Origin of the sequence: Oceanomicrobium pacificus, from assembly GCF_009833495.1 — a bacterium.
Classification (GTDB): Bacteria; Pseudomonadota; Alphaproteobacteria; order Rhodobacterales; family Rhodobacteraceae; genus Oceanomicrobium; species Oceanomicrobium pacificus.
Window position 1 is genome coordinate 93,014 of the sequence record NZ_WUWG01000001.1, and the last position, 20,272, is coordinate 113,285.

The 20,272-nt window shown below is 65.4% G+C and carries 19 protein-coding genes and 1 tRNA gene; 8 read left to right on the top strand and 12 right to left on the bottom strand.

The window, feature by feature from the left end; translation table 11 throughout:
- Position 1: 1 nt before the first annotated feature.
- On the bottom strand, positions 2–1,165 hold the full coding sequence (locus GSH16_RS00465; protein ID WP_160850894.1) for an isovaleryl-CoA dehydrogenase: 1,164 nt from the start codon (positions 1,163–1,165) through the stop codon (positions 2–4).
- Between the two features lie 133 nt (positions 1,166–1,298).
- Positions 1,299–1,847: a lipocalin family protein gene (locus tag GSH16_RS00470; RefSeq protein WP_160850895.1), complete on the bottom strand. Its 549-nt coding sequence runs from the start codon at positions 1,845–1,847 to the stop codon at positions 1,299–1,301.
- Between the two features lie 107 nt (positions 1,848–1,954).
- Between GSH16_RS00470 and hisB the strand changes: the two genes are divergently transcribed.
- Entirely contained in the window at positions 1,955–2,542 is a 588-nt protein-coding gene (gene hisB / locus GSH16_RS00475; RefSeq protein ID WP_160850896.1) for an imidazoleglycerol-phosphate dehydratase HisB, read from the top strand.
- Positions 2,543–2,545: 3 nt separating this feature from the next.
- Positions 2,546–3,184 (top strand): imidazole glycerol phosphate synthase subunit HisH, encoded by a 639-nt coding sequence (hisH, locus tag GSH16_RS00480; RefSeq protein WP_160850897.1) that lies wholly within the window; start codon positions 2,546–2,548, stop codon positions 3,182–3,184.
- 73 nt (positions 3,185–3,257) lie between these two features.
- Here hisH and GSH16_RS00485 read toward each other — a convergent pair whose 3' ends face one another.
- Positions 3,258–3,635, bottom strand: a complete 378-nt coding sequence (locus GSH16_RS00485) for a DUF2147 domain-containing protein (protein ID WP_160850898.1) — start codon at positions 3,633–3,635, stop codon at positions 3,258–3,260.
- A 140-nt stretch (positions 3,636–3,775) separates the two neighbouring features.
- On the opposite strand from GSH16_RS00485, the gene hisA reads away from it, so the two are divergent.
- The 3 genes from hisA to GSH16_RS00500 all read left to right on the top strand — a co-directional run bounded on the left by hisA (position 3,776) and on the right by GSH16_RS00500 (position 5,697).
- Positions 3,776–4,498, top strand: coding sequence for a 1-(5-phosphoribosyl)-5-[(5-phosphoribosylamino)methylideneamino]imidazole-4-carboxamide isomerase (gene hisA, locus GSH16_RS00490; RefSeq protein ID WP_160850899.1), 723 nt, complete (start codon positions 3,776–3,778; stop codon positions 4,496–4,498).
- A 114-nt stretch (positions 4,499–4,612) separates the two neighbouring features.
- Positions 4,613–5,374 carry an imidazole glycerol phosphate synthase subunit HisF gene (hisF, locus tag GSH16_RS00495; RefSeq protein WP_160850900.1) on the top strand — a complete coding sequence of 254 codons (762 nt, stop codon included), beginning with the start codon at positions 4,613–4,615 and terminating at the stop codon, positions 5,372–5,374.
- A gap of 5 nt (positions 5,375–5,379) precedes the next feature.
- Positions 5,380–5,697, top strand: a complete 318-nt coding sequence (locus GSH16_RS00500; protein WP_160852879.1) for a phosphoribosyl-ATP diphosphatase — start codon at positions 5,380–5,382, stop codon at positions 5,695–5,697.
- A gap of 25 nt (positions 5,698–5,722) precedes the next feature.
- On the opposite strand, the gene GSH16_RS00505 is transcribed toward GSH16_RS00500, so the two are convergent.
- Positions 5,723–6,742, bottom strand: a complete 1,020-nt coding sequence (locus tag GSH16_RS00505; protein ID WP_160852880.1) for a hypothetical protein — start codon at positions 6,740–6,742, stop codon at positions 5,723–5,725.
- An 81-nt stretch (positions 6,743–6,823) separates the two neighbouring features.
- Between GSH16_RS00505 and GSH16_RS00510 the strand changes: the two genes are divergently transcribed.
- A tRNA-Arg gene (locus GSH16_RS00510) sits at positions 6,824–6,900 on the top strand.
- Positions 6,901–6,988: 88 nt separating this feature from the next.
- Here the strand turns inward: GSH16_RS00510 and GSH16_RS00515 are convergent.
- Positions 6,989–7,903 carry a Hint domain-containing protein gene (locus tag GSH16_RS00515; protein WP_160850901.1) on the bottom strand — a complete coding sequence of 305 codons (915 nt, stop codon included), beginning with the start codon at positions 7,901–7,903 and terminating at the stop codon, positions 6,989–6,991.
- Between the two features lie 207 nt (positions 7,904–8,110).
- Here GSH16_RS00515 and GSH16_RS00520 point away from each other — a divergent pair, with 207 nt between their 5' ends.
- Positions 8,111–8,539 carry a hypothetical protein gene (locus GSH16_RS00520; protein ID WP_160850902.1) on the top strand — a complete coding sequence of 143 codons (429 nt, stop codon included), beginning with the start codon at positions 8,111–8,113 and terminating at the stop codon, positions 8,537–8,539.
- Between the two features lie 15 nt (positions 8,540–8,554).
- Here the strand turns inward: GSH16_RS00520 and GSH16_RS00525 are convergent, their stop codons facing one another.
- From GSH16_RS00525 to GSH16_RS00555, 7 genes are all read right to left on the bottom strand, one after another.
- Positions 8,555–11,620 (bottom strand): ATP-binding protein, encoded by a 3,066-nt coding sequence (locus GSH16_RS00525; RefSeq protein WP_160850903.1) that lies wholly within the window; start codon positions 11,618–11,620, stop codon positions 8,555–8,557.
- Positions 11,617–14,505 carry an NAD(P)-binding protein gene (locus GSH16_RS00530; RefSeq protein WP_160850904.1) on the bottom strand — a complete coding sequence of 963 codons (2,889 nt, stop codon included), beginning with the start codon at positions 14,503–14,505 and terminating at the stop codon, positions 11,617–11,619. The genes GSH16_RS00525 and GSH16_RS00530 overlap by 4 nt, the downstream gene beginning before the upstream one ends.
- A 163-nt stretch (positions 14,506–14,668) precedes the next feature.
- The gene (locus GSH16_RS00535; protein ID WP_160850905.1) at positions 14,669–14,923 is read right to left on the bottom strand and encodes a hypothetical protein; all 255 of its coding nucleotides are present in this window, start codon (positions 14,921–14,923) and stop codon (positions 14,669–14,671) included.
- 109 nt (positions 14,924–15,032) lie between these two features.
- Positions 15,033–16,061 (bottom strand): L-threonine 3-dehydrogenase, encoded by a 1,029-nt coding sequence (tdh, locus tag GSH16_RS00540; RefSeq protein ID WP_160850906.1) that lies wholly within the window; start codon positions 16,059–16,061, stop codon positions 15,033–15,035.
- The gene (locus GSH16_RS00545) at positions 16,058–17,245 is read right to left on the bottom strand and encodes a glycine C-acetyltransferase (RefSeq protein ID WP_160850907.1); all 1,188 of its coding nucleotides are present in this window, start codon (positions 17,243–17,245) and stop codon (positions 16,058–16,060) included. Before GSH16_RS00545 ends, tdh begins: the two co-directional genes overlap by 4 nt.
- 105 nt (positions 17,246–17,350) lie before the next feature.
- Positions 17,351–18,124 (bottom strand): M48 family metalloprotease, encoded by a 774-nt coding sequence (locus GSH16_RS00550; protein ID WP_160850908.1) that lies wholly within the window; start codon positions 18,122–18,124, stop codon positions 17,351–17,353.
- A gap of 98 nt (positions 18,125–18,222) precedes the next feature.
- On the bottom strand, positions 18,223–19,734 hold the full coding sequence (locus GSH16_RS00555) for an aldehyde dehydrogenase (NADP(+)) (protein ID WP_160850909.1): 1,512 nt from the start codon (positions 19,732–19,734) through the stop codon (positions 18,223–18,225).
- A gap of 145 nt (positions 19,735–19,879) precedes the next feature.
- On the opposite strand from GSH16_RS00555, the gene GSH16_RS00560 reads away from it, so the two are divergent.
- Positions 19,880–20,266 (top strand): DUF302 domain-containing protein, encoded by a 387-nt coding sequence (locus GSH16_RS00560; RefSeq protein ID WP_160850910.1) that lies wholly within the window; start codon positions 19,880–19,882, stop codon positions 20,264–20,266.
- Positions 20,267–20,272 lie beyond the last annotated feature (6 nt).

Sequence of the window (20,272 nt, forward strand, 5' to 3'; positions counted from 1 at the left end):
CCTATCCGGTTTCCTTCATCAGTTCGCGGCCGATCAGCATACGCCGGATTTCCGACGTGCCGGCGCCGATTTCCATCAGCTTCGCGTCGCGCATGATCCGCGACAGCGGACTGTCATTCATATATCCCGCGCCGCCCATGGCCTGCACACCCTGCACGGCGATCTCCATCGCCTTTTCAGACGCATAGAGCACGCAAGCCGCTGCATCCTGCCGCGTGACCTCGCCCCGGTCACAAGCGCCGGCCACGGCATAGACATAGGCACGGGCGGAATTCATCGCGGTGTAGATATCGGCAATCTTGCCCTGCATCAGCTGGAAGTTCCCGATGCTCTGACCGAACTGCTTGCGTTCATGCATATAGGGCATCAGATGGTCGAGCACCGCATGCATGATGCCCACGCCGATGCCCGAGAGCACCACCCGTTCATAGTCGAGCCCGGACATGAGCACATTGACACCGCGCCCCTCCTCGCCGAGCACATTCTCGAACGGCACTTCGACATCCTCGAACACCAGTTCGGCCGTGTTGGACCCGCGCATGCCGAGCTTGTCGAAATGCGGACTGGTGGAAAAGCCCTTCATTTCGCGTTCGATGATGAAGGCCGTCATGCCACGCGGACCGGCTTCCGGGTCGGTCTTGGCATAGACGACGAGCGTGTCGGCGTCCGGGCCGTTGGTGATCCAGTATTTCGTACCGTTAAGCACGTAGCGGTCGTTGCGCTTCTCCGCCCGCAGGCGCATCGAGACGACATCCGATCCGGCGCCCGCTTCGGACATAGCAAGCGCGCCCACATGTTCACCCGAGATGAGCCGCGGCAGATATTTCGCCTTCTGCTCGGCCGACCCGTTCAGCTTGATCTGGTTGACGCAGAGGTTGGAATGCGCGCCGTAGGAGAGCGAGACGGAGGCGCTGGCCCGTCCGATCTCCTCCACCGCGATCGTGTGGGCGAGGTAGCCCATGCCGGCGCCGCCATATTCCTCATCCACGGTGATCCCGAGCAGGCCCAGATCGCCCATTTCCCGCCAAAGCTCCGGCGGGAAGGCGTTCTTCGCGTCAATCTCGGCCGCCATCGGCGCGACACGGTCCTGCGCCCAGCGATGGACCATCTCGCGCAGCGCCTCGATCTCTTCTCCGCAGGCGAAATTCATGGACGCGGTGAACATGGACGATTCCTCCTCTGACCCGCGTTAACTGAACACATGTTCAGTTTTGGTGCAAGCCTTCTGTCCGCCCCGCAATCCCGCCATATCGGCCCGGCCGGCGGCCCGGCGCGTCGGCCGGACCACCGCAGATGGATCAGGCCGGCGGTTGCGGCGTCATCTGCAACTGCGACAGATCATAGCCGTTGCGCGCCAGAACGTCGCGGGCCGTCTGCAGGGTCTCCGCGTCGATCATCGGGTCGCGGGCCAGAATCCAGCCTGTATTGCCTTTCGGATCGCCCACGACGGCAAGGCTGTAATCTTCCGCCAGACCAAGGATCAGGTAATCGCCCGCAAAAGGCAGCCACTGGACGAATTTAACCTTCAGCCAGGCCCCGTTTGACCCGTCCTTGACGGTTGCGATCCCTTCGGCACGCTCGACCTCGCCATCAAGCGCGTTCTTCCGGCAGGTGTTGATGACCGTGACGCTGCCATCTGCGCGCGGCAGATATTCCGCCGTCACACCGACGCAATTGCGCTCGAAACTGTTGGGGAAACGGGCGATCTCGTACCAGAGACCCGCATAGCGCTCCAGATCGACCCGCTCCACCGTGGAGATCGGCACCGATGTGTCGCGATAGTTGCCGCTGCCCGAGCAGGCGGCAATGAGGAGGGCGGCGGCACCGGTGAGGACGGATCTGAGCATCTCTGTGTTCCCTTTGCTATGCTTGTCTTTTCCTGAACCCAAAGGGACTTGGAACGGTTCCATGCCCGCCATATAAGAACGCTGCTTCCGGCAAAAAGGATCATCCGATGCGGACCGCGAGAATAGCACGCCAGACGGCCGAGACGAAGATCTCGGTGGAAATCGACCTCGACGGGTCGGGCCGTTACGACAATGAAACGGGCGTCGGCTTCTTCGACCACATGCTCGACCAGCTCGCACGCCACGCGCTGATCGACACGAAGATCCGTGCCGAGGGCGACACGCATATCGACGACCACCACACGGTCGAGGATGTCGGCATCGCGCTCGGCCGCGCCCTGTCGGAAGCCGTGGGCGACAAGCGCGGCATCCGCCGCTACGGGTCTTGCCTGCTGGCGATGGACGATGCGCTGGTGCGCAGCGCGCTCGACATCTCCGGCCGGCCCTATCTCGTCTGGAAGGTCGATTTCGAAGCCGAGAAAATCGGCACGTTCGACACGCAACTGGTGCGTGAGTTCTTCACCGCACTCGCGATGAACAGCGGCCTGACGCTGCATGTGGAGTGTCTCGACGGGTTCAACGCCCATCACGTGGCCGAGGCCGCCTTCAAGTCGGTGGCCCGCGCACTGCGCGACGCGCTGGAGACCGATCCGCGCAAGGCGGATGACATTCCGTCCACCAAGGGCACGCTCTGAGCGATGAACACCGTCATCATCGACTATAATTCCGGCAACCTGCGCTCGGCGGCCAAGAGCTTCGAGCGCATGGCCGCCGAAACCGGCGCCGGCACCATCACGGTCACATCCGACCCCGACACGGTGCGCCACGCGGACCGGATCGTGCTGCCGGGCGTTGGCGCCTTCGCCGATTGCCGCGCCGGGCTGGGCAGCTTCCCGGGCCTCTTCGAGGCCATCGAGGAACGTGTGCAGGCCGGCGTGCCCTTCCTTGGCATCTGCGTCGGCATGCAGATGATGGCCACGATCGGCCGCGAGCATGGGCAGGACTGTGCAGGCTTCGACTGGATCAAGGGAGAGGTCGTAGGCCTGGCACCTTCCGATCCTGCGCTCAAAGTGCCGCATATGGGCTGGAACGCGCTTGAGATCCGGCACGATCACCCTGTGCTGGCGGGGCTCGACCATGGCGCACACGCCTATTTCGTCCATTCCTACCATATGGTGGTGGAGGATGAGGCGCTGCGGCTCGCCACGGTCGACTATGCGCAGGATGTGACGGCAGTGGTCGGGCGCGACAATATTATCGGCACCCAGTTCCACCCCGAAAAAAGCCAGGCCACCGGCCTGCGCCTGATCGCCAACTTCCTGACCTGGGCGCCCTGACGGGCTTCAGCGCATGAAAAAGCCGGCCCGCGGCGCGCGGACCGGCTCTCACGAGGTTAGCCGTTCGCGCGACTTACTTCACGCGGGTCCAGTTCTGACCGCGGCAGATGATGGCCACGCAGCCCTCCACCTTCAGCACATCGCCGTTCAGTTCCATCTTGGACTTGTAGGTCTTGTCATCGTCGGGCGCCCAGATGGTGCCCTTGTGCCAGCGGTTGCCGTCGCGGGCCGCCATGTTCTTGATGATCGCCTTGCCCACGATGCCCTGATTTTCGGTGTTCTTCGCTTCCTTGATCCAGCCGCAGATCAGGTCCGATCCGGCCGAGCAGGGTTTGACATCGACGAGCAGGTAGGCGCCGGTGTCGGAGGTCTGCGTTTTCCAGGTGCCGGTGACATCGGCAAATGCAGCGGTCGGCAGGGCCAGAGCCAGTGCCAGAAGTGCGGTTTTCATCTGTTCCTCCCCAGAGAATGGTGCGGGCCGATCCTGCGGCGCAGCGCCGCATCCGGTCAACGGTGACGTAACGTCGAAACTCGGCTTTTGCATCGCGCCCGTGAACGCGGTAGAGGGCATGCAGACTGAAAGGAGTGCCCATGATCCTCTACCCCGCCATCGACCTGAAGGATGGTGCCTGCGTCCGCCTTTACAAAGGTGAAATGGATCAGGCGACCGTGTTCAACGACGACCCGGCCGCACAAGCCGCGGCTTTCGAGGCGGCGGGCTGCGCCTGGCTGCATCTGGTCGACCTGAACGGGGCCTTTGCGGGCGCGCCTGTCAATGCAGCCGCGGTGGAAGCGATCCTCGATTGCTGTTCGGTGCCCGCCCAGCTTGGCGGCGGGATCCGCGACATGGCCACCATCGAAAGCTGGCTGGAGCGCGGACTGGCGCGCGTGATCCTCGGCACTGTGGCCGTGCGCGACCCCGCCCTCGTGAAGGACGCCGCAGCCGCCTTCCCCGGCAAGGTCGCGGTCGGCATCGACGCGCGCGACGGCCGGGTCGCCGTTGAAGGCTGGGCGGAAACCACGGATGTGACCGCGCTCGACCTTGCCCGCCGCTTCGAGGATGCGGGCGTGGCGGCCATCATCTACACCGATATCGACCGCGACGGCGCGATGCAGGGACCGAATGTCGACGCGACCGCAGCACTCGCCAACGCCGTCTCGATCCCGGTCATCGCCTCCGGCGGCGTCTCCTCGCTCGACGATCTGCGCGCGCTCAAGGCCAGCGGCGCGCCGCTCGACGGGGTGATCTCGGGCCGTGCGCTCTATGACGGGCAGATCGACGTGCCGTCCGCGGTCGAGATCCTGTCCGCCTGACGGGACGGCAACGCCGCGCGGCTTTCGGATGCGAAGGGCTGGATCGGTCCCGTCGTCTGTGCAAGCTGTAAATCCAAGATCAGGGGCGGATTCGCCCCGCCACCGAGGGCCGCAATGCTCAAGACCCGCATCATCCCCTGCCTCGACGTCAAGGACGGCCGCGTGGTCAAGGGCGTCAATTTCGTCGACCTGATCGATGCCGGCGACCCGGTGGAAGCCGCCCGCGCCTATGATGCCGCGGGCGCCGACGAGCTTTGCTTCCTCGACATCGCCGCGACGCTGGAAAACCGCAGCACCATGTATGACGTGGCACGCCGCACGGCCGAGCAATGTTTCATGCCGCTCACGATCGGGGGCGGCGTGCGCGGGCCGGTCGATGTGCGCAACCTGCTGCTCGCAGGCGCGGACAAGGTGTCCTTCAACTCCGCCGCGGTGGCCGATCCGGACGTGGTTTCCCAGAGCGCCAACAAGTTCGGCAACCAGTGCATCGTGGTGGCCATCGACGCGAAGACGGTCGCGCCCGGCAAGTGGGAGATATTCACCCACGGCGGCAGCCGCCCGACCGGCATCGACGCGCTTGAATTTGCCCGAGAGATGGAACGCCGCGGCGCGGGGGAGATCCTCCTGACCTCGATGGACCGCGACGGCACGCGCGCGGGCTTCAACCTGCCGCTGACCCGTGCGGTCGCGGACGCGGTGCATATCCCGGTCATCGCCTCGGGCGGGGTCGGCACGCTCGACCATCTGGTCGAGGGCGTCACCGAAGGCCATGCAAGCGCCGTACTTGCCGCATCGATCTTTCATTTCGGCGATCACACGATTCAGGAAGCCAAGGCGCATATGGCCGCCGCCGGCATACCCGTGAGGATGACATGAGCGACATCGAAGTCCTGGCCCGTCTGGCCAAAACCATCGAGAGCCGGCAGGGCGCGGATGTGAAGAAATCCTATGCCGCGAAGCTCTTTTCGCGCGGCAAGAGCAAATGCGCGGAGAAATTCGGCGAGGAAGCGATCGAGGCGATCATCGCCGCCGCCAAGGGCAACCGCAAGAACCTGACCGAGGAAGCGGCAGACGTGCTCTTCCACATGCTCGTCATGCTGACCGCCTGCGGCGTGTCGCTCGACGATGTGATGAAGGAACTGCAGCGCCGCGAAGGCACGTCCGGCATCGAGGAAAAGCGCGCCCGCGCGACGGGCTGACATACGCGTCTTTGCCCACGGGGCTCTAGCGCAGCCAGAGCCCGTGATTGCGCAACCGCTTGCGCATCATGTCTTCCGGCAGGTCCCGCCGGCCCTTGAAGAGCCGCCGCGCCTTAGCCCCGCCGCCCTGATAAACGAGCTTCCGGATCGGCTCATGCGGTTTCAGAAGCTTTTTCAGCTTGTTGGGCGCGCAGATCTCTTCCAGAAGCGCGACCGTTTCATCCGCTTCCCGCGCATAGAGGAGCGGCAGTGTCCGGTAGTGGCAGGTCACAGAACCGTCGAGATAGCCCGGCGCGAGACTGTCCCGCCCGCCGCCCAGCGCATGGATGACGAGCGGCAGGGTGATCTGGTCGAGCCACGGATAGAGCGCTTGCCCGTCCAGTTCCGGCGGCGGGTCGTTTTCCACCATCAGCGCCAGTTCGCGGTAGAGCGCGCCGAAGTCCCGCGGGCAGCGGTAGTAGAAGTAACCTGCGTTGAAATAGAGGTAGCGGCGCCAGTAATCCTCGGGCTGGGACAGGTCGAGCGAACTTTCGAAATCAAGACCGGCGCGGTCATAGAGCGACTTCCAGATGTCCCCGATCTCCGGGCCGTAGAGGTCCGGCACGGGCCATGTGCCCGACACGCGCGCGGATGCACCGGGCCGGTCGAAGTCGAACGGCACGCCGAGCGGGTCGTCCTGAATGAGCGTATCGGTGTCGAGAAACAGGAACGGCTCGCCTTCCGGCAGGATACTGAGGGCCGCAATCTTGTTGCCATGCGGATAGCGCGCGCCGAACGGGTGCGCATCGAACGGCACGATCTCGGTGCCGAGATCGACGAGCATCTGCCGCGTCTCGGCATCCGCGATCGACGGGTCCTCGGTCCAGGCGTCGTTCAGCACCGGCTCGGCCAGAACCACCCTGACGGCACTGTCGGGCGCCCGCGCCTTCAGCGATGCCATAAGCAGGAGCGCCTCATATTGCAGGCGCCCGCCCTGCACCACCGCCAGAAGCGTGAAGGGCGCGGTCTCGGTTCGGCTTGTCAGGGTGCAATCCTCCTGCCCCATCAGGACCATAGACGGACGCGCATCCGCAAGTGATTATCGCGATTGCGCAGGCCGGTCGCAGCCGCTATAGAAAGCCCCGACGCACCCGTAGCTCAGCTGGATAGAGCGCTGCCCTCCGAAGGCAGAGGCCAGAGGTTCGAATCCTCTCGGGTGCGCCAATTCCCTAGGAATTCGAGCACCAAAGAACGCGGGTAAACCAGCATCCAGCTCAAAAACCGGGTTGCAAATCTGCGTCATCGACAGAGCTCAATGTCGATTGGTCGCGCCGGATCCAACCATCGCCTGAGCTTCAAACCCCCTCAAACTGCGGCAGGCCATCGGCACGGGTGGTGCGCCGGCGGCGAGTTCCGGAAACAATTCCTGCAATTCGCTCCGGCTTGCCTCGGGGATGGCGCGCAGGGCCATTTCTCCGGGGTAGAGGGATTCGACAGGCAAGCCCTCGGCCCAGACGATCTGGTGCGTCCGGCAGGCGAAATGGACGTAGGTGACGGCGCCGTCCGGTTCCGGCCGAGTGATCCGCTCGCCGTCGCACAGATGCACAGCATGGGCCAGCACGTCATGGCTGCCGAAACAGAGTTCCGCCCAGGCCGAGCCGATCAGCACCCGATGCTGGGGTGACAGGAATAGCGGGCGCGCGGGACGGCCCGGCCCGAACCGGTCGGCGGCGATCCGGACCGGCCAAAGCCAGGGTGCTGCCGCGATCCGCCCAGCTTCGAACCTGCGCTCCGCCCGCCAGACAACCGGCTGGGGACCCGCATCGCGGGTCAGCACCATGTCCCCGACCGAAATCTCCTCGACCCGTCGCAGGCCGTCCGGCGTCGCGATTAATGTGCCCGCGACGAAACAGGGCACGGCATCCTCGTCCACCCTGACGCGGACGACCTTGAAGCCGTTATTGCCCTGACCCGGCCCTGTGGAGGCACGTATGACAACGATGATATTGGCACCCCCGGGCGGCACATCCGCACCGGGCTCCAGGTTGACCGTCAGGACCCCCAAATCGCTGATCGAAACAGTATAGTCATCCGGCCCCAGCGTTCCGGAACTGCTGGAGACAATGAACCAGTCGGCGCCCGTCTTGGACGAAACATACTGGGCGGATGTGCTGTTCTGCCCCGCATCGATGGAAATGGAACTCGGTCCAGTGATGTTGAGGGCCATAGCGTCCGCCGTCTTGCCGTTCGGTCACGTGGGGACGGTAGGATCATATCACCGAACGGGACCAACCCGAAATGCGGCAGATTTGCTTCAGATTTGATATGGCCGCATGACAGCCCTATTGGCGCCATAAAAACTTGTGATAAATTTAACAGTGTTCGCGCCGCGTTGGCGCTTTGTGTGACGTGTAACGAGTATCCGGAGGTTCCCATGGCCAAAGCCATGCCCTTGCCCTGCACCCTTGTGAAACAGACATTCGGTCGCGCTCTTGCCCTGTCGGCACTGGCGATCTGCGCCCCCGTGGCAGCCATCGCGCAGCCGGTGGCGAGCCCGTCGGAACTGGCCACCGACATATTGCCGGACCGCGCGCCGGAGATGACCTGCCGCGACGGATCCGCTTTCGAGCCGCTGATCGGCACCGTGGTCATCGGTCGAGACGATGAAGTGCTCGGCATCGTGCAGGATGCCACGCTGGATGCGCGGGGCCGCGTGGTCGAGATGCGCTTCATGCTCGCCCGTGACTTTGCCGCCGAGCCGACCTGCGGGCTGGTCCGCGTCGATCTGACCGCACAGCCTGTCGACCGCGTCCAGATCAACCTGCGGGGCACAAGCCTTCAGGCGAAACTCGCCGGGCTCTGACGCCCGGCAAGGGCGTCAGCCCTGCGACAGGGCCGCCAGTGCCGGATGGTCCGCCATGTCGGCGCTGTGCAGGCCACCGATCAGGTCGGGCAGGTCCGCTTCTCCACGGTCGTCCAGCGCCGCGCGGTCGGCATAGATGCGGGCCAGCCAGGCCCGCGCGCCCTGTGCTTCGGCCATGGCGGCTGCCTCGTCGAGCCGTGCCTTCGCGCCCGCATCATGCCCGCGCGCCGCGCACAGCCGGGCGGCAACACGCAGAACCTCGGGCCCGTAGCAGAGTTGCTGGTCCGCGCGGCAATCGGCCAGCGCGGGCGCCAGCGCGGCCTCGGCATCTTCCAGTTCACCCGCCTCGATGAAGGACAGCGCCAGCCCGGCCTCGTGAATGGGTGCGGTCAGGCGCAGACCGGCGCCGCCGAGCATCGCCACAGCCTGCATCTGGTCGGGAAGCGCGGCTGCGCCGCCTTCGAGCTGGCGGCGGGACAGGGACGCCCATGCCGAACCGGCCAGAAGCCAGAAGGGCTGGCCGAGCGTCTCTGCGAGACCCATCGCGTCGAGAATATCCGACAGCGCGGCCGGCGGGGGCGTGCCATAGGCATGTGGCGCCTTGGAGAAGATGCGCGTATAGGGTTCCAGCGGTTTCAGGTCGAGCGCCGCCATGTGCCGGTCGATCTTTTCCGACAGGGACAGGAAGCCGGTATAATTGCCGGTGATCCAGCGGCCATGCGCCCCGAAAAGCTGCGCCAGTTGCAAACTGTCCATCTGGTAGACGAGAGCCTGCATCCGGTGGGCATCAAGGTCGTAAAGCGCCGCGGTGCGGGCGAGCATCTTTTCCTGCAATGCGAAATCGCCCGCGGTGAAGGCCGTGACCGAGGCTGCGCTGCAAGCGAGCACCTCCAGCTCGGGATTGTCCTCCGCGATGGCCTGCATCCGCTCGACCAGCACTTCCGCATCGCGCTGGTCGCCGCGCACCAGCTTGTGCGCCCAGATGCCCCATGCGGTCTGAAACTCGGCCAGCCCGCCAGCTTCGTGTTTCAGGCTGAGTTGGAGGGCTCGGTCGAATGCCGCGCCCACGGAATCGTCGTTGAAGCCCCGCGACTGGACGAGCAGATTTCCCTGGCTGACGCGTGTGGTGATTTCCAGCTGTTCGCGCGCCTGTCCCTGTTCGAGCCGCTCCAGCGCGCCTTCGGCCTGCTCCAGCAGCCGCCCGGCCGCTGCCAGATCGCCCGACATGAGGCTGAGTTGCGAGGCCCCGTTCAGTGCGGGAATGGCGGCGGCGAAATCCTCCGCCCCGAGCAGGTGGTGCGCGGCGATGCCGGGCGCGGCCGCCAAGCCTTCGGGGTCGATACTGTGATAGGCGGCAAGCGCCTTGCCGTGCAAAGCGCGCCGGTCGCGTGAATGGAGCGTCTCCAGCACCGCTTCCTGAATGAGCGCATGGTCGAATGTCACGGTGCCCTTGGGTCCGGACGCGAAAAGCCGCCGCCGGACCAGTTCGGCGATCTGGCCCTGCACGACCTCCTCGGGCTGGCCGATCATCTCGGCCAGAAGCGCGCTGCGCAACTCGCCGCCGAGAACGGCCGCTGCCTCGACCAGCGGCTGGGCATCCTCGACCCGGTCGAACCGCTCCAGCAGCGCCTCGATCAGGCTCGGCGGGATACCCTGTGCAACGCCTCCTTCGGGACGTTCGAGAACGGCTTGCGTGATATGGCGCAGATAGAGCGGCACGCCGCGCGCCTGCGTCACGATCCGGTCGCGCACCTCTGCCGGCAGGCGGTTGTCGGCGTCGATATGGGCGACCATCGTGGCCGCATCCTTGGCGTCCAGTTCGGCCAAATCGAGCGTCTCGGCCGCGTCCCCGCCGAACCCCTCCATCAGTTCGGGGCGGCGGGCGTTCAGGATCAGCACCGGCTTGCTGGCGAGCCCCTCTACCAGATCCCGCATCAGGTCGAACGAGGCCTGATCGATCCAGTGCCCGTCCTCGATGAAAAGGACAGAGGGTGTGTCGGGCACAAGTTCGAGCATCAGGAGCCGCAGCGCCTCGGTGATCCGCTGGGCACGGACAAGCGGGGCAAGCGGCGTCGGGTCGAGCCCGAGCAGAAGCGACAGGCCCGGCACCACCGCAGGCGGCGCCCATGCCGCCAGCCGTTCGGCCAGATCGGTCGGCGCGTCGCCCGGATGCAGGCCAAGCCGTTCGCGGATCATCCGGCGGAAGGGTGCGAAGCTCTGGAACCGGCGGTGCTGCAACCCGCGCAATTCGAGGATCAACCCGTCCGGCACGGTCTGGCGCAGGAACTCGCGCACAAGCGTTGTCTTCCCGAACCCGCCGCGGGCCACCACGTCGAGGAGCACCGGCGCGCCGCCGGCCGCCCGGTCCCACGCCGCGTTCAGACGGGCCAGATCGCCGCGCCGTCCGATCAGGTCCTGCATGTCCACCGGGCGCTCGACCGGATGAGCAAACCAGACCTGAAGCGGCTCCGACAGGCCCTTGACCTCCCGCGTGCCGCCCGCGTCGAGCGTCACCCGCGCCGGATCGACCTTGCGCACGATATCCTCGGCCACGGCCACGCGTCCGGCCCCGGCCAGCGCCTGCAACCGCGCCGCCGTGTTGACCGTATCGCCGATGGCGAGCGCTTCCTGCGCCGGCTTGCCCTCGTGCATCTCGCCGACCATGGTCCAGCCGGCCGCGATCCCGGCGCTGGCGTTCAGCGCATGGCCGTCTGGCACATCCATGGCCTGCACGGCCCGGATCACGCGATCGGCCGCCTGGATGGCCAGCTCCGCGCTGTTCTTTACCGCTTCGGGATAGCCGAAATAGGCCAGCACGCCGTCTCCCATGAACCGGGCGACATAGCCGCCGGCACTGGTGATGACCTCCTGGCACAGTTGCTGGTAGTGGGACACCATGTCGAACATGGCTTCATTGCCAAGCGCCGCCGTCAGGCTGGTCGACTCCGACAGATCGATGAACAGGACAGTCAGGTAACGTGGCCGCGCCCGTCCGGGGTTGAGCAGCTTGGCGCCACAGATGGAACAAAACCGGTCTTCAGCGCGGACCGGGTTGGAGCAGGACGGGCATTCGGCAGTCAACTCTTTATCTTTCGCAGTGTATCCCTGAGCTCGAAACTTTGCAGCGGATTGTTGATGGTCGCCGCGCTTGTCAGGAAGAAACCGCCCAGGGGACTGTCTTTTACCGATGGCGGTTTCAATACGCAGGGCTCGAGCCCGAAGCAATCCGAATAGACTTTAATCTCCATGTCAAGGGGCTGAACAAGCGCCTGTCCCAGCGAAAAGTCGTAATATGCGTACTGCCACATCCCCAGTTTGTTCTTGTTGACCATTGCCATTTCATAGGCCGGGCGGACCCGTGCCATCGGCTCATAGTCCTCCGCCCGCGCCTGCGGGCCGGAAAACTTGAACTCGCAGGAGATGATCGGGCTGCCGTCGCGCGGGTCGCACACTTCGTAGCAGGAGGCATCCGAACTCATCCGGGCACGCAATTTCGGGAAGCCGTAGCCGTAGACGCCGAGCAGGATCGGCGGCAAGGCATTCAGGTAGAGCCGCGTCGGGGTGATAAGCGGCGGCATGTCCTGCAACGCGGGGTCGGTGTGGCGCACATAGGGCACCGCGCAAATGAATTCGAGATAATCCATTCCGATGGGAAGCAGGTTCGGCCGCACGTCGCGTTGCCGTCCGAAAAGCAGGATGATCGGATGCTGGTCAGGACCGGTCAGGTCCTGCGGCGCCAGTTCCAGCCCTTCGGGCAGGAGCTTCTCCACTTCAGCGCGCGGGCGACCCAGCATCACCGTCGGGCCCGTCGTCTGGGCCATGCCATAGGCGCCGGACCATGGGAATTTCGTGTTCTGCGGACGCAGCGTTGTCAATGTCGGGTAGACGGGCTTCGACTTCGGCATCGCGCCCGGCACTTCGTTTTCGCCGACGATCTTCATGTCGACGCCGGTCAGCCCCTCGGCCGCGCGCAGACCGGACATGGTCGCGGCCTCGACGCAGCCGGCATTGATGCCGGTATAGGTCCAGTCCCCGGCGAGCCAGAGATTGTCAAAGCCGCTTTCGTCGGCCCGCAGCCGTGCAGATGTGGAGCCCGGGGCCGACAGGACATAGCGTTCGTTCGGGTCGATATTGCCGCGGAAATATTGCGCGTCCCACGCGTCGGCCGCCTTCGTCCCTTTCGGCACGCACAGGCTCGACGGTTTGAACTTCCCCTTGGCGTCATAGGCTTTGGGGAAAAGGAACGCGCCCTCCTTCTCCATCCAGTCGCGGCAGCGGGCGACGACCTCGGCTTTCACGCGGGCCGGATAGCCGTGATCTGTGAACGGCGGGATAACATCGGGATCGGCGAGCGGTCCGCAGAAATAGGCGATCGAGCCGGGTTTGTTGTCCTCTGGCCAGTCCTCGGTCGGATCGAGATGGGTCATGTCGGCCCATGTGTTCAGATCGTCGGCATAGGCGGTGAGGATCGAATCCCCGTGCGGCCAGCCCAGATCCTCCACACTGTCCTTGAACCAGAGCTGGAAGCTCTGCGTGCTGTCGGTCTTGACCTTGTCGAACATGCGCTTCCAGCGCGGGTCATTGTCGGCCAGATCCTTGCACAGATAGGGCAGCGCGCCGAGCGAGATGCCGAGGATCACCTCGTCGAAATCCTGCCCGCGCACCAGATCGCGCCTGGCCTTCGGTTCCCAGTCCGACCACCAGCTTTCCAGATTGATGCCGCGCGTCTTCAGCGCCTCCCCCTCTACAATCTGGTCATAGAGCGGGTCGGAGGGCCAGCAATCGAGGTCGCCGACGCGCACGAACGGATCGTAGCTGCCGGATTTCAGCGTCACCTGTCGGTCCATGGAAATGGTCTCGATGGCGGATTTCCGGGCGTCGAGGCCGAGCGCCGTGACCTTGTGGAAGAATTCGAACTTCACCCCGCGCTGTTCCAGGATGCGGTAGAAGGGGGTGAAGATCGTGTCGCCCATACCGGCGCGCATCTTGTAGAAAATCGCACCCTTGTAGGTGAAGAAGAGCCGGAAACAGCCCCGAATGAACGTGCCCGCACCGATGGCACGGTTCTCGTCCGTCGTGCGGCCATGCATGAAGCCGAACGCGTAGTCGTAAATCGCCCGGATCAGGCCGCTGTCGAGCGAGGTGTCCGACGCCCCGTAGCGTTTCAGGAAGGGGGTGATCTCCTCGTCGTCGATCACGTCGAACCCCTGACGGAACACGTCATTCTCCAGCATCCCGCGCATCACCGCGAAGCCGAGGTCGAGCATGATGCCCGCGCGGCGCAGGTCGTCGTCGAGATCGGCTTCCAGCCCTTCTTCGTCGGTCAGGATGGTGCGGGCAATATCGCGGTCGTCGGCCATTTCGACGAAAGAGCGGCCCAGATGCGCGCCGAGACGCACCATGTCCTGCGGGTCGTGGTTGGCGGCGTCCTTGGGCATGGCGGCGACATGGGCGTTCAACCGCTGCAGGTCACCGGCCCCGCGCCCGCCGGCCTTCGCCTGTGTCTCGGCCACCTCCGTCAGGAATTTCACCAGCATCTGGAAATATTCGAAGGGCGACAGGGTGACCCCGTCCGATCCGGGATCCGCATCGTTCATCGGCGGTTCCAGCACCCAGGGCTTCCATTCGCCGTTCACCCTGTCGCCGAGCGCGATATTATTGTGCGGGATGAAGGCCTCGTCGAAGGAATGGTAGACGCCCGGCGTGCCGTTCAACTCGCCCAGCATCTCCTTCATCACCCGGATCGCATTGTCATAGAAGCCCGACCAGACATGGAGCCCATGCTCCTCGATCCGCTGGGCGATGGCCGGGTTCCGGCCGCTCGCGCCCTTGCCGCCGAGACGCCAACCCATCTGGTAAACGGTCACCTCGTATTTTTCAGCCGCACCCGGCACCGATGTCAGCGCATATGCGGCCGCCATCGCTCCGACGCCACCGCCCAGAACCGCGATCTTCTTCTTCGCCATCGAATGCCCCTTTTGCTGTTGCGGGGCACTCTACCGCAACGCGATCCGATGTGAACAGAATTGGTTAACCATTTGACGCCGCGAGGGACCGCGCCGGTGCTGGCAGCAAAAAGGCCGGTCCGCCACGCGAACCGGCCCTGCGCAGGTCAGAAGACCTATTCGATCAGGTCGGCGGCGCCGGCGGCGGCGATGCCGGCGTGTCGTCATCATCGTCGTCATTGTTCTGGGTCACGGCATAGGCCACAGCGGCCAGCGCCAGAACCGGGATCACCCAGCCCCAGGACCCGGCGGAGGACCCGGCGGGCTCTTCGACCACGACCACTTCCTCGATGGGCTCTTCGAAACTCATGTTGCCGGCCTGCGCGGCCGTGCCGGCCAGAACGGCGGCAATGGCGAGGGACGCCTTCAGTTTCATCATCGGCTCGATACTCCTTGCGATGCATGTTTTCTATACATCGCAAGGTGTTAGCGGAAGACTCTGAGTCGAAATGTGCGGATTGTCACATCCAGCTTACGTAAAGGAAAGGTTACGCCGTCAGATCGAGCACGACCTTGTTCGCCGCGCCGCTGCCGATCGCCTCGAACCCGTCCGCGAAACGTTCGAACGGCAATGTGTGGGAGATGACGGGCGCCACATCGAGCCCACTTTCCAGCATCCCGTACATCTTGTGCCAGGTCTCGAACATGCGCCGGCCATAGATGCCCTTCATCGACAGGCCCTTGAAGATCGCCTTGTTCAGGTCGACCTCGGGCCGTTTCCCGAAAAGGCCCAGAAGCGCGATATTGCCGCCGGTGATCATCGCCTCGATCAGCGCATCGAGCGCGGGTGCCGCGCCCGACATCTCGAGCCCCACATCGAACCCTTCCCGCATGCCGATCTCGGTCATCACATCGCGCAGGTCCTCGCGGTCGGCGCGGACCGTGCGACTGGCGCCCATCCGCGAGGCGAGTGCCAGACGGTCGTCGTTGAGGTCAGTCACGACGATGCGGCGCGCGCCCACATGGCGGCAGACCGCAGCCGCCATGCAGCCGATCGGACCCGCCCCGGTGATGAGCACATCCTCTCCGGTCAGATCGAAGGCCAACGCGGTGTGGACCGCATTGCCGAGCGGGTCGAGGATCGAGGCAATATCGTCCGACACGAAATCGGGCAGCGGGCGCACATTGGCGGCGGGCAGGACCAGATAATCGGCGAATGCACCAGGCACATTGACCCCGATGGAGCGCGTCCGCGCGCAGATATGCGCTCGGCCGGTCTGGCAGTTGCGGCAGCTGCCGCAGGGAATATGCCCCTCGCCCGAGACACGCTGGCCCGGCTCCAGTCCGGTCACGCCCGCGCCCACCGCGTCGATCACACCGGCATATTCATGGCCCACGACCATCGGCACCGGGATCGTCGCCTCGGCCCAGGCATCCCATTTCCAGATATGCATGTCCGTCCCGCAAATCGACACTTTGCGAATGCGGATGCGCACCTCGCCCGGTCCCGGCTCGGGCATGGCCACATCGACCAGATCGAGGCCCGGACCGGCGGTCTGTTTGACAAGCGCCCTCATGCGATCACCCCCAGCTTGCGCCCGGCAGCCGTGAAGGCGGCGATGGCGCGGTCGATCTCCGCCGGACTGTGGGCCGCGTTCATCTGCGTGCGGATCCGGGCCTGTCCCTTGGGCACGACCGGATAGGAGAAGGCGGTCACGTATATGCCGGCGCTGCGCAACTCGGCAGCCATGTCTGCTGCCAGTCGGGCCTCTCCGAGCATCACCGGTATGATCGCATGTTCGCCGGGCACAAGATCGAAGCCGGCCGCTTCCATGCCCGCGCGGAACCGTTTGGCATTGTCGGCCAGACGGGCGCGGGACCCGGCGCTGTCCTGCACCAGTTGCAGCGCGCGGCGCGTGGCCTCCACCACGGCCGGCGGCAGCGCGTTGGAAAAGAGGTAGGGCCGCGCCCGCTGGCGCAACATGTCGACGACAGGCTGCGATGCGGCCACATAGCCGCCCGCCGCGCCGCCCAGCGCCTTGCCGAACGTGCCGGTCAGGATCTGAACCCGGTCGGCCACACCCCAATGGTCGGGCGTGCCCGCGCCGCGCGGCCCGACAAAGCCGACCGCATGGCTGTCATCGACCATCACGATCGCATCGTGGCGTTCGGCCAGATCGCAGATCGCCGGCAGGTTGGCGAGAATCCCGTCCATCGAGAAGACCCCGTCGGTGACGATGAGCCGCGTCCGGGCGTCGGCGGCCTCCTTCAGGCGCGCCTCCAGCTCGGCCATGTCATTGTTGGCATAGCGGTAACGCCGCGCCTTGCAGAGCCGCACACCGTCGATGATCGACGCATGGTTGAGCGCATCGGAGATGATCGCATCCTCCGGCCCCAGCAGGCTTTCAAACAGCCCGGCATTCGCATCGAAGCAGGAGGCAAACAGGATCGTGTCCTCGGTCCCGAGGAACGCCGACAGTTCCGCTTCCAGCGCCTTGTGAATGTCTTGCGTGCCGCAGATGAACCGCACCGACGCCATCCCCAGCCCGTGGCTGTCGATCGCGGCTTTGGCGGCGTCGCGCAGCACCGGATCATTGGCAAGGCCCAGATAGTTGTTGGCGCAGAAATTGAGGAGCGCGCCTGCGTCCGTGCGGACCTCCGCCGCCTGCGGCGAACGGATCGCAAGCTCGGACTTGGTCAGCCCCTGCGCTTCAATATCGGCCAGTTCCGCCCGCAGGCGCTCGTCGAGGGTCCGGGACATGGGTGCCGCACTCCTTTGCTGTCGATGGTCACCACCTGAGGGCCGCGCGAAGTCGCGCGTCCGCAAGTCTAGGCTTCGCTGCCTGCCTTGTCAGGCGTGATTCGTCTAGCGGCGCGGGAGCGTCAGCGGCTGGCCACTCGCCCGTTGGCGCTCGATCCGGTCCGCGGTGGCCGCGACAGTGGCGAGCCGCTGGCCCGAAGCCGGGTGGGTCGACAGCCCGCCCCCGCCGCCCGCAATGCGAGCAAAGGACTGCGCACCCCGGCGCGCATCATAGCCGGCCAGTTCCGTGATATAGGTGCCGACCACATCGGCCTCCAGCTCATAGGTCTGGGAATAGGCCCGTCCGCCGAGGAAGGTGCCCGTCTCGATTGCCTGCTGGATCAGCGCATCCGACGCCCCGCCGCTCGCCGCCACCAGTCCGCCGAGCGCGATGCCGGCCAGCGCCTGCTGCTGGCTGCGTTTGACAAGATGGTTGGAAATCTGGTGCCCGACCTCATGCCCGAGGATGAAGGCAAACTCGTCGTCATTTTCCAGCGACCGCATCAGCGACATGGTCATCACCACGATCGGCTGGCCCTGACGGTTGATCGTCTGGTAGGCGTTCGCTGGCAGGCGCGGATCGGGATCGGCAAAGAACCGGTAGTTGCAATAGGCGCGGCCCGCGCTCGGGTTCTGGCTCTGGCAGACCTGTTCAGCCACCCGTTCGACCCGCGGCGCGACCCGCTCGTAAGCCGCGATGGCACTTGCCTCGCTGCGCACGACCCGCGCTTTCTGCTGGCCCTGCGGCAGGGGCGTGTTCGCGGCCACCTCGGGCACGTCATATTGCGTCCCGCAGGCGCCGAGCGCCAATCCCGCCGTCAACAGCAACACAAACCGCATTCGGAACCCTCCCGTCCGTTCGTCCGACAGGGACAAATGCAAAACGCGGCGGCAAGGTTCCCCAAGCCGCCGCGCCATTTCAATGACTGCCTGCCCTGTCAGACCGATGCCAGATCGTCCGGCAGGACGGATCCGGGAATGTTCTGGTAGCAGACCGGGCGCAGGAACCGGCGGATCGACAGGGTGCCGACCGAGGTCGCGCCGAAATTGGTCGAGGCCGGATAGGGTCCGCCATGGACCATCGTGTCGCTCACTTCCACGCCGGTCGGGAACCCGTTGGCCAGCAGGCGTCCGGCCTTGCGCTCGAGGATCGGCAGAAGCGCACGCGCTGCTTCCGCATCGCCACCATCCATATGGAGCGTGCAGGTCAGCTGCCCTTGCAGGCTGCGGGCGATTTCCTCGACCTGATCCGCGTCTTTTGCGACGATCACCATGCCGAGCGGTCCGAACACCTCCTCGCCCAGAACCTCTTCGGCCAGCCATTCGTCACCGGAGGCCACGAAGAGATAGGGCGTTGCCATGCGCAGATCGCAGGTCGTGGTCAGCACCTCGCGGACACTGGCCTCGGCCCGGATCCGGTCGCGACCGGCGCGATAGGCCGCCGCGATTCCGTCGGTCAGCATGACTTGCGGATCGACCGCTTCCAGCGCCGCCTTGGAGGCCTCGATGAAGGCTTGCGCGTCGGGACCGTCGATCACGATAGCGAGGCCGGGATTGGTGCAGAACTGGCCAGCGCCCATGGTCAGCGACCCGGCCCAGCCCTGAGCGATCTCGGCCCCGCGGGCAGAAAGCGCCTGCGGCAGGAGGAACATCGGGTTGACCGAACCAAGCTCGCCGAAGAAGGGGATCGGTTCGGGCCGCGCGGCACACAGGTCGAAAAGCGCGCGCCCGCCGCCGAGAGAGCCGGTGAAGCCGACCGCCTTGATCAGCGGGTGCTGCACCACGGCCTGTCCGACGGCGCGGTTGCCGCCCTGAATCTGGCTGAATACGCCGGGGTGGATGTCGCAGGCGCGGATCGCCGCCTCGATGGCCTGCGCCACGATGTCCGACACGCCGGGATGGGCGGAATGGCCCTTGACCACGACCGGGCAACCGGCAGCCAGTGCGGCCGCCGTGTCGCCACCCGCGGTCGAGAAGGCGAGCGGGAAGTTCGACGCGCCGAACACAGCGACCGGACCGACCGGGCGCTGCATCATGCGCAGATCCGGGCGCGGCAGCGGGGCGCGGTCGGGCAGTGCTTCGTCATGGCGGCGGTCGAGATAGTCGCCCGCCTCGATATGGTCGGCAAAGAGCCGAAGCTGGCCGGTGGTGCGGCCGCGCTCGCCCTCAAGTCGGGCTGCCGGCAAACCGGTTTCGCGGGTGCCGATTTCGGTAATCTCGGCGCCGCGCGCCTCGATCTCGTCGGCAATCTTGCGCAGGAAGGCAGCCCGGGCGCTGCGGCTCAGCGCGGAATAGCTCCAGAACGCCGCTTCTGCCGCCTTGGCGGCGCGGTCGACCAGTTCCGGAGTGCCGACGGCGAAACTCTGGGCCTCCCCGCTCACCGGCATGTTCTCAAAACTCTGGTCCGACCCGACCCATTCGCCGGCGATCAAGTGTTTTCCGATTATCATGATTTCCTGTTTCCAATGATTGGTCTGCGTCCCGGTGCCCCTGATATGCCAGTTGACCGGCGGTTTGCCCAGCGTCAACTTGGGACACGCCGCGGCAATTCCTATCTCTGGATTGGAAACGGGGTGTCCGAGACGGAGACAGAGCATGAACTACACGATCGACAAGGTGATTTCAGGCGCGGCGCTCGACAAGGTGGACGAGGCTGTGCGCGCGGCCCTCGCCGAAGAAGGGTTCGGCGTCCTGACGGAGATCGACGTCCAGTCGGTGATGAAGGCCAAGATCGGGGAAGATATGGCGGGCTACCGCATCCTCGGGGCCTGCAACCCGAAACTGGCCTTCGCCGCGATCGGGGCCGAGCCGCGCGTCGGCGCGATGCTGCCCTGCAACGTGATCCTGCGCGAGACGCCCGAGGGCGTGATGGTGAGTGCGGTGGACCCGGCGGCGTCGATGCAGGCGATCGACAATCCCGGCCTCGCTGATCTGGCACGCGACGTGCGCAGCCGGCTGGAACGGGTGATCGCCGCGGTCTGACCGGGG

Excerpts from the sequence above, each read along its gene's own strand:
- GSH16_RS00465 (WP_160850894.1), bottom strand. The coding sequence starts at position 1,165 with ATGTTCACCGCGTCCATGAATTTCGCCTGCGGAGAAGAGATCGAGGCG.
- GSH16_RS00470 (WP_160850895.1), bottom strand. The coding sequence starts at position 1,847 with ATGCTCAGATCCGTCCTCACCGGTGCCGCCGCCCTCCTCATTGCCGCC.
- hisB (WP_160850896.1), top strand. The coding sequence starts at position 1,955 with ATGCGGACCGCGAGAATAGCACGCCAGACGGCCGAGACGAAGATCTCG.
- hisH (WP_160850897.1), top strand. The coding sequence starts at position 2,546 with ATGAACACCGTCATCATCGACTATAATTCCGGCAACCTGCGCTCGGCG.
- GSH16_RS00485 (WP_160850898.1), bottom strand. The coding sequence starts at position 3,635 with ATGAAAACCGCACTTCTGGCACTGGCTCTGGCCCTGCCGACCGCTGCA.
- hisA (WP_160850899.1), top strand. The coding sequence starts at position 3,776 with ATGATCCTCTACCCCGCCATCGACCTGAAGGATGGTGCCTGCGTCCGC.
- hisF (WP_160850900.1), top strand. The coding sequence starts at position 4,613 with ATGCTCAAGACCCGCATCATCCCCTGCCTCGACGTCAAGGACGGCCGC.
- GSH16_RS00505 (WP_160852880.1), bottom strand. The coding sequence starts at position 6,742 with ATGGGGCAGGAGGATTGCACCCTGACAAGCCGAACCGAGACCGCGCCC.
- GSH16_RS00515 (WP_160850901.1), bottom strand. The coding sequence starts at position 7,903 with ATGGCCCTCAACATCACTGGACCGAGTTCCATTTCCATCGATGCGGGG.
- GSH16_RS00520 (WP_160850902.1), top strand. The coding sequence starts at position 8,111 with ATGGCCAAAGCCATGCCCTTGCCCTGCACCCTTGTGAAACAGACATTC.
- GSH16_RS00530 (WP_160850904.1), bottom strand. The coding sequence starts at position 14,505 with ATGGCGAAGAAGAAGATCGCGGTTCTGGGCGGTGGCGTCGGAGCGATG.
- GSH16_RS00535 (WP_160850905.1), bottom strand. The coding sequence starts at position 14,923 with ATGATGAAACTGAAGGCGTCCCTCGCCATTGCCGCCGTTCTGGCCGGC.
- tdh (WP_160850906.1), bottom strand. The coding sequence starts at position 16,061 with ATGAGGGCGCTTGTCAAACAGACCGCCGGTCCGGGCCTCGATCTGGTC.
- GSH16_RS00545 (WP_160850907.1), bottom strand. The coding sequence starts at position 17,245 with ATGTCCCGGACCCTCGACGAGCGCCTGCGGGCGGAACTGGCCGATATT.
- GSH16_RS00550 (WP_160850908.1), bottom strand. The coding sequence starts at position 18,124 with ATGCGGTTTGTGTTGCTGTTGACGGCGGGATTGGCGCTCGGCGCCTGC.
- GSH16_RS00555 (WP_160850909.1), bottom strand. The coding sequence starts at position 19,734 with ATGATAATCGGAAAACACTTGATCGCCGGCGAATGGGTCGGGTCGGAC.
- GSH16_RS00560 (WP_160850910.1), top strand. The coding sequence starts at position 19,880 with ATGAACTACACGATCGACAAGGTGATTTCAGGCGCGGCGCTCGACAAG.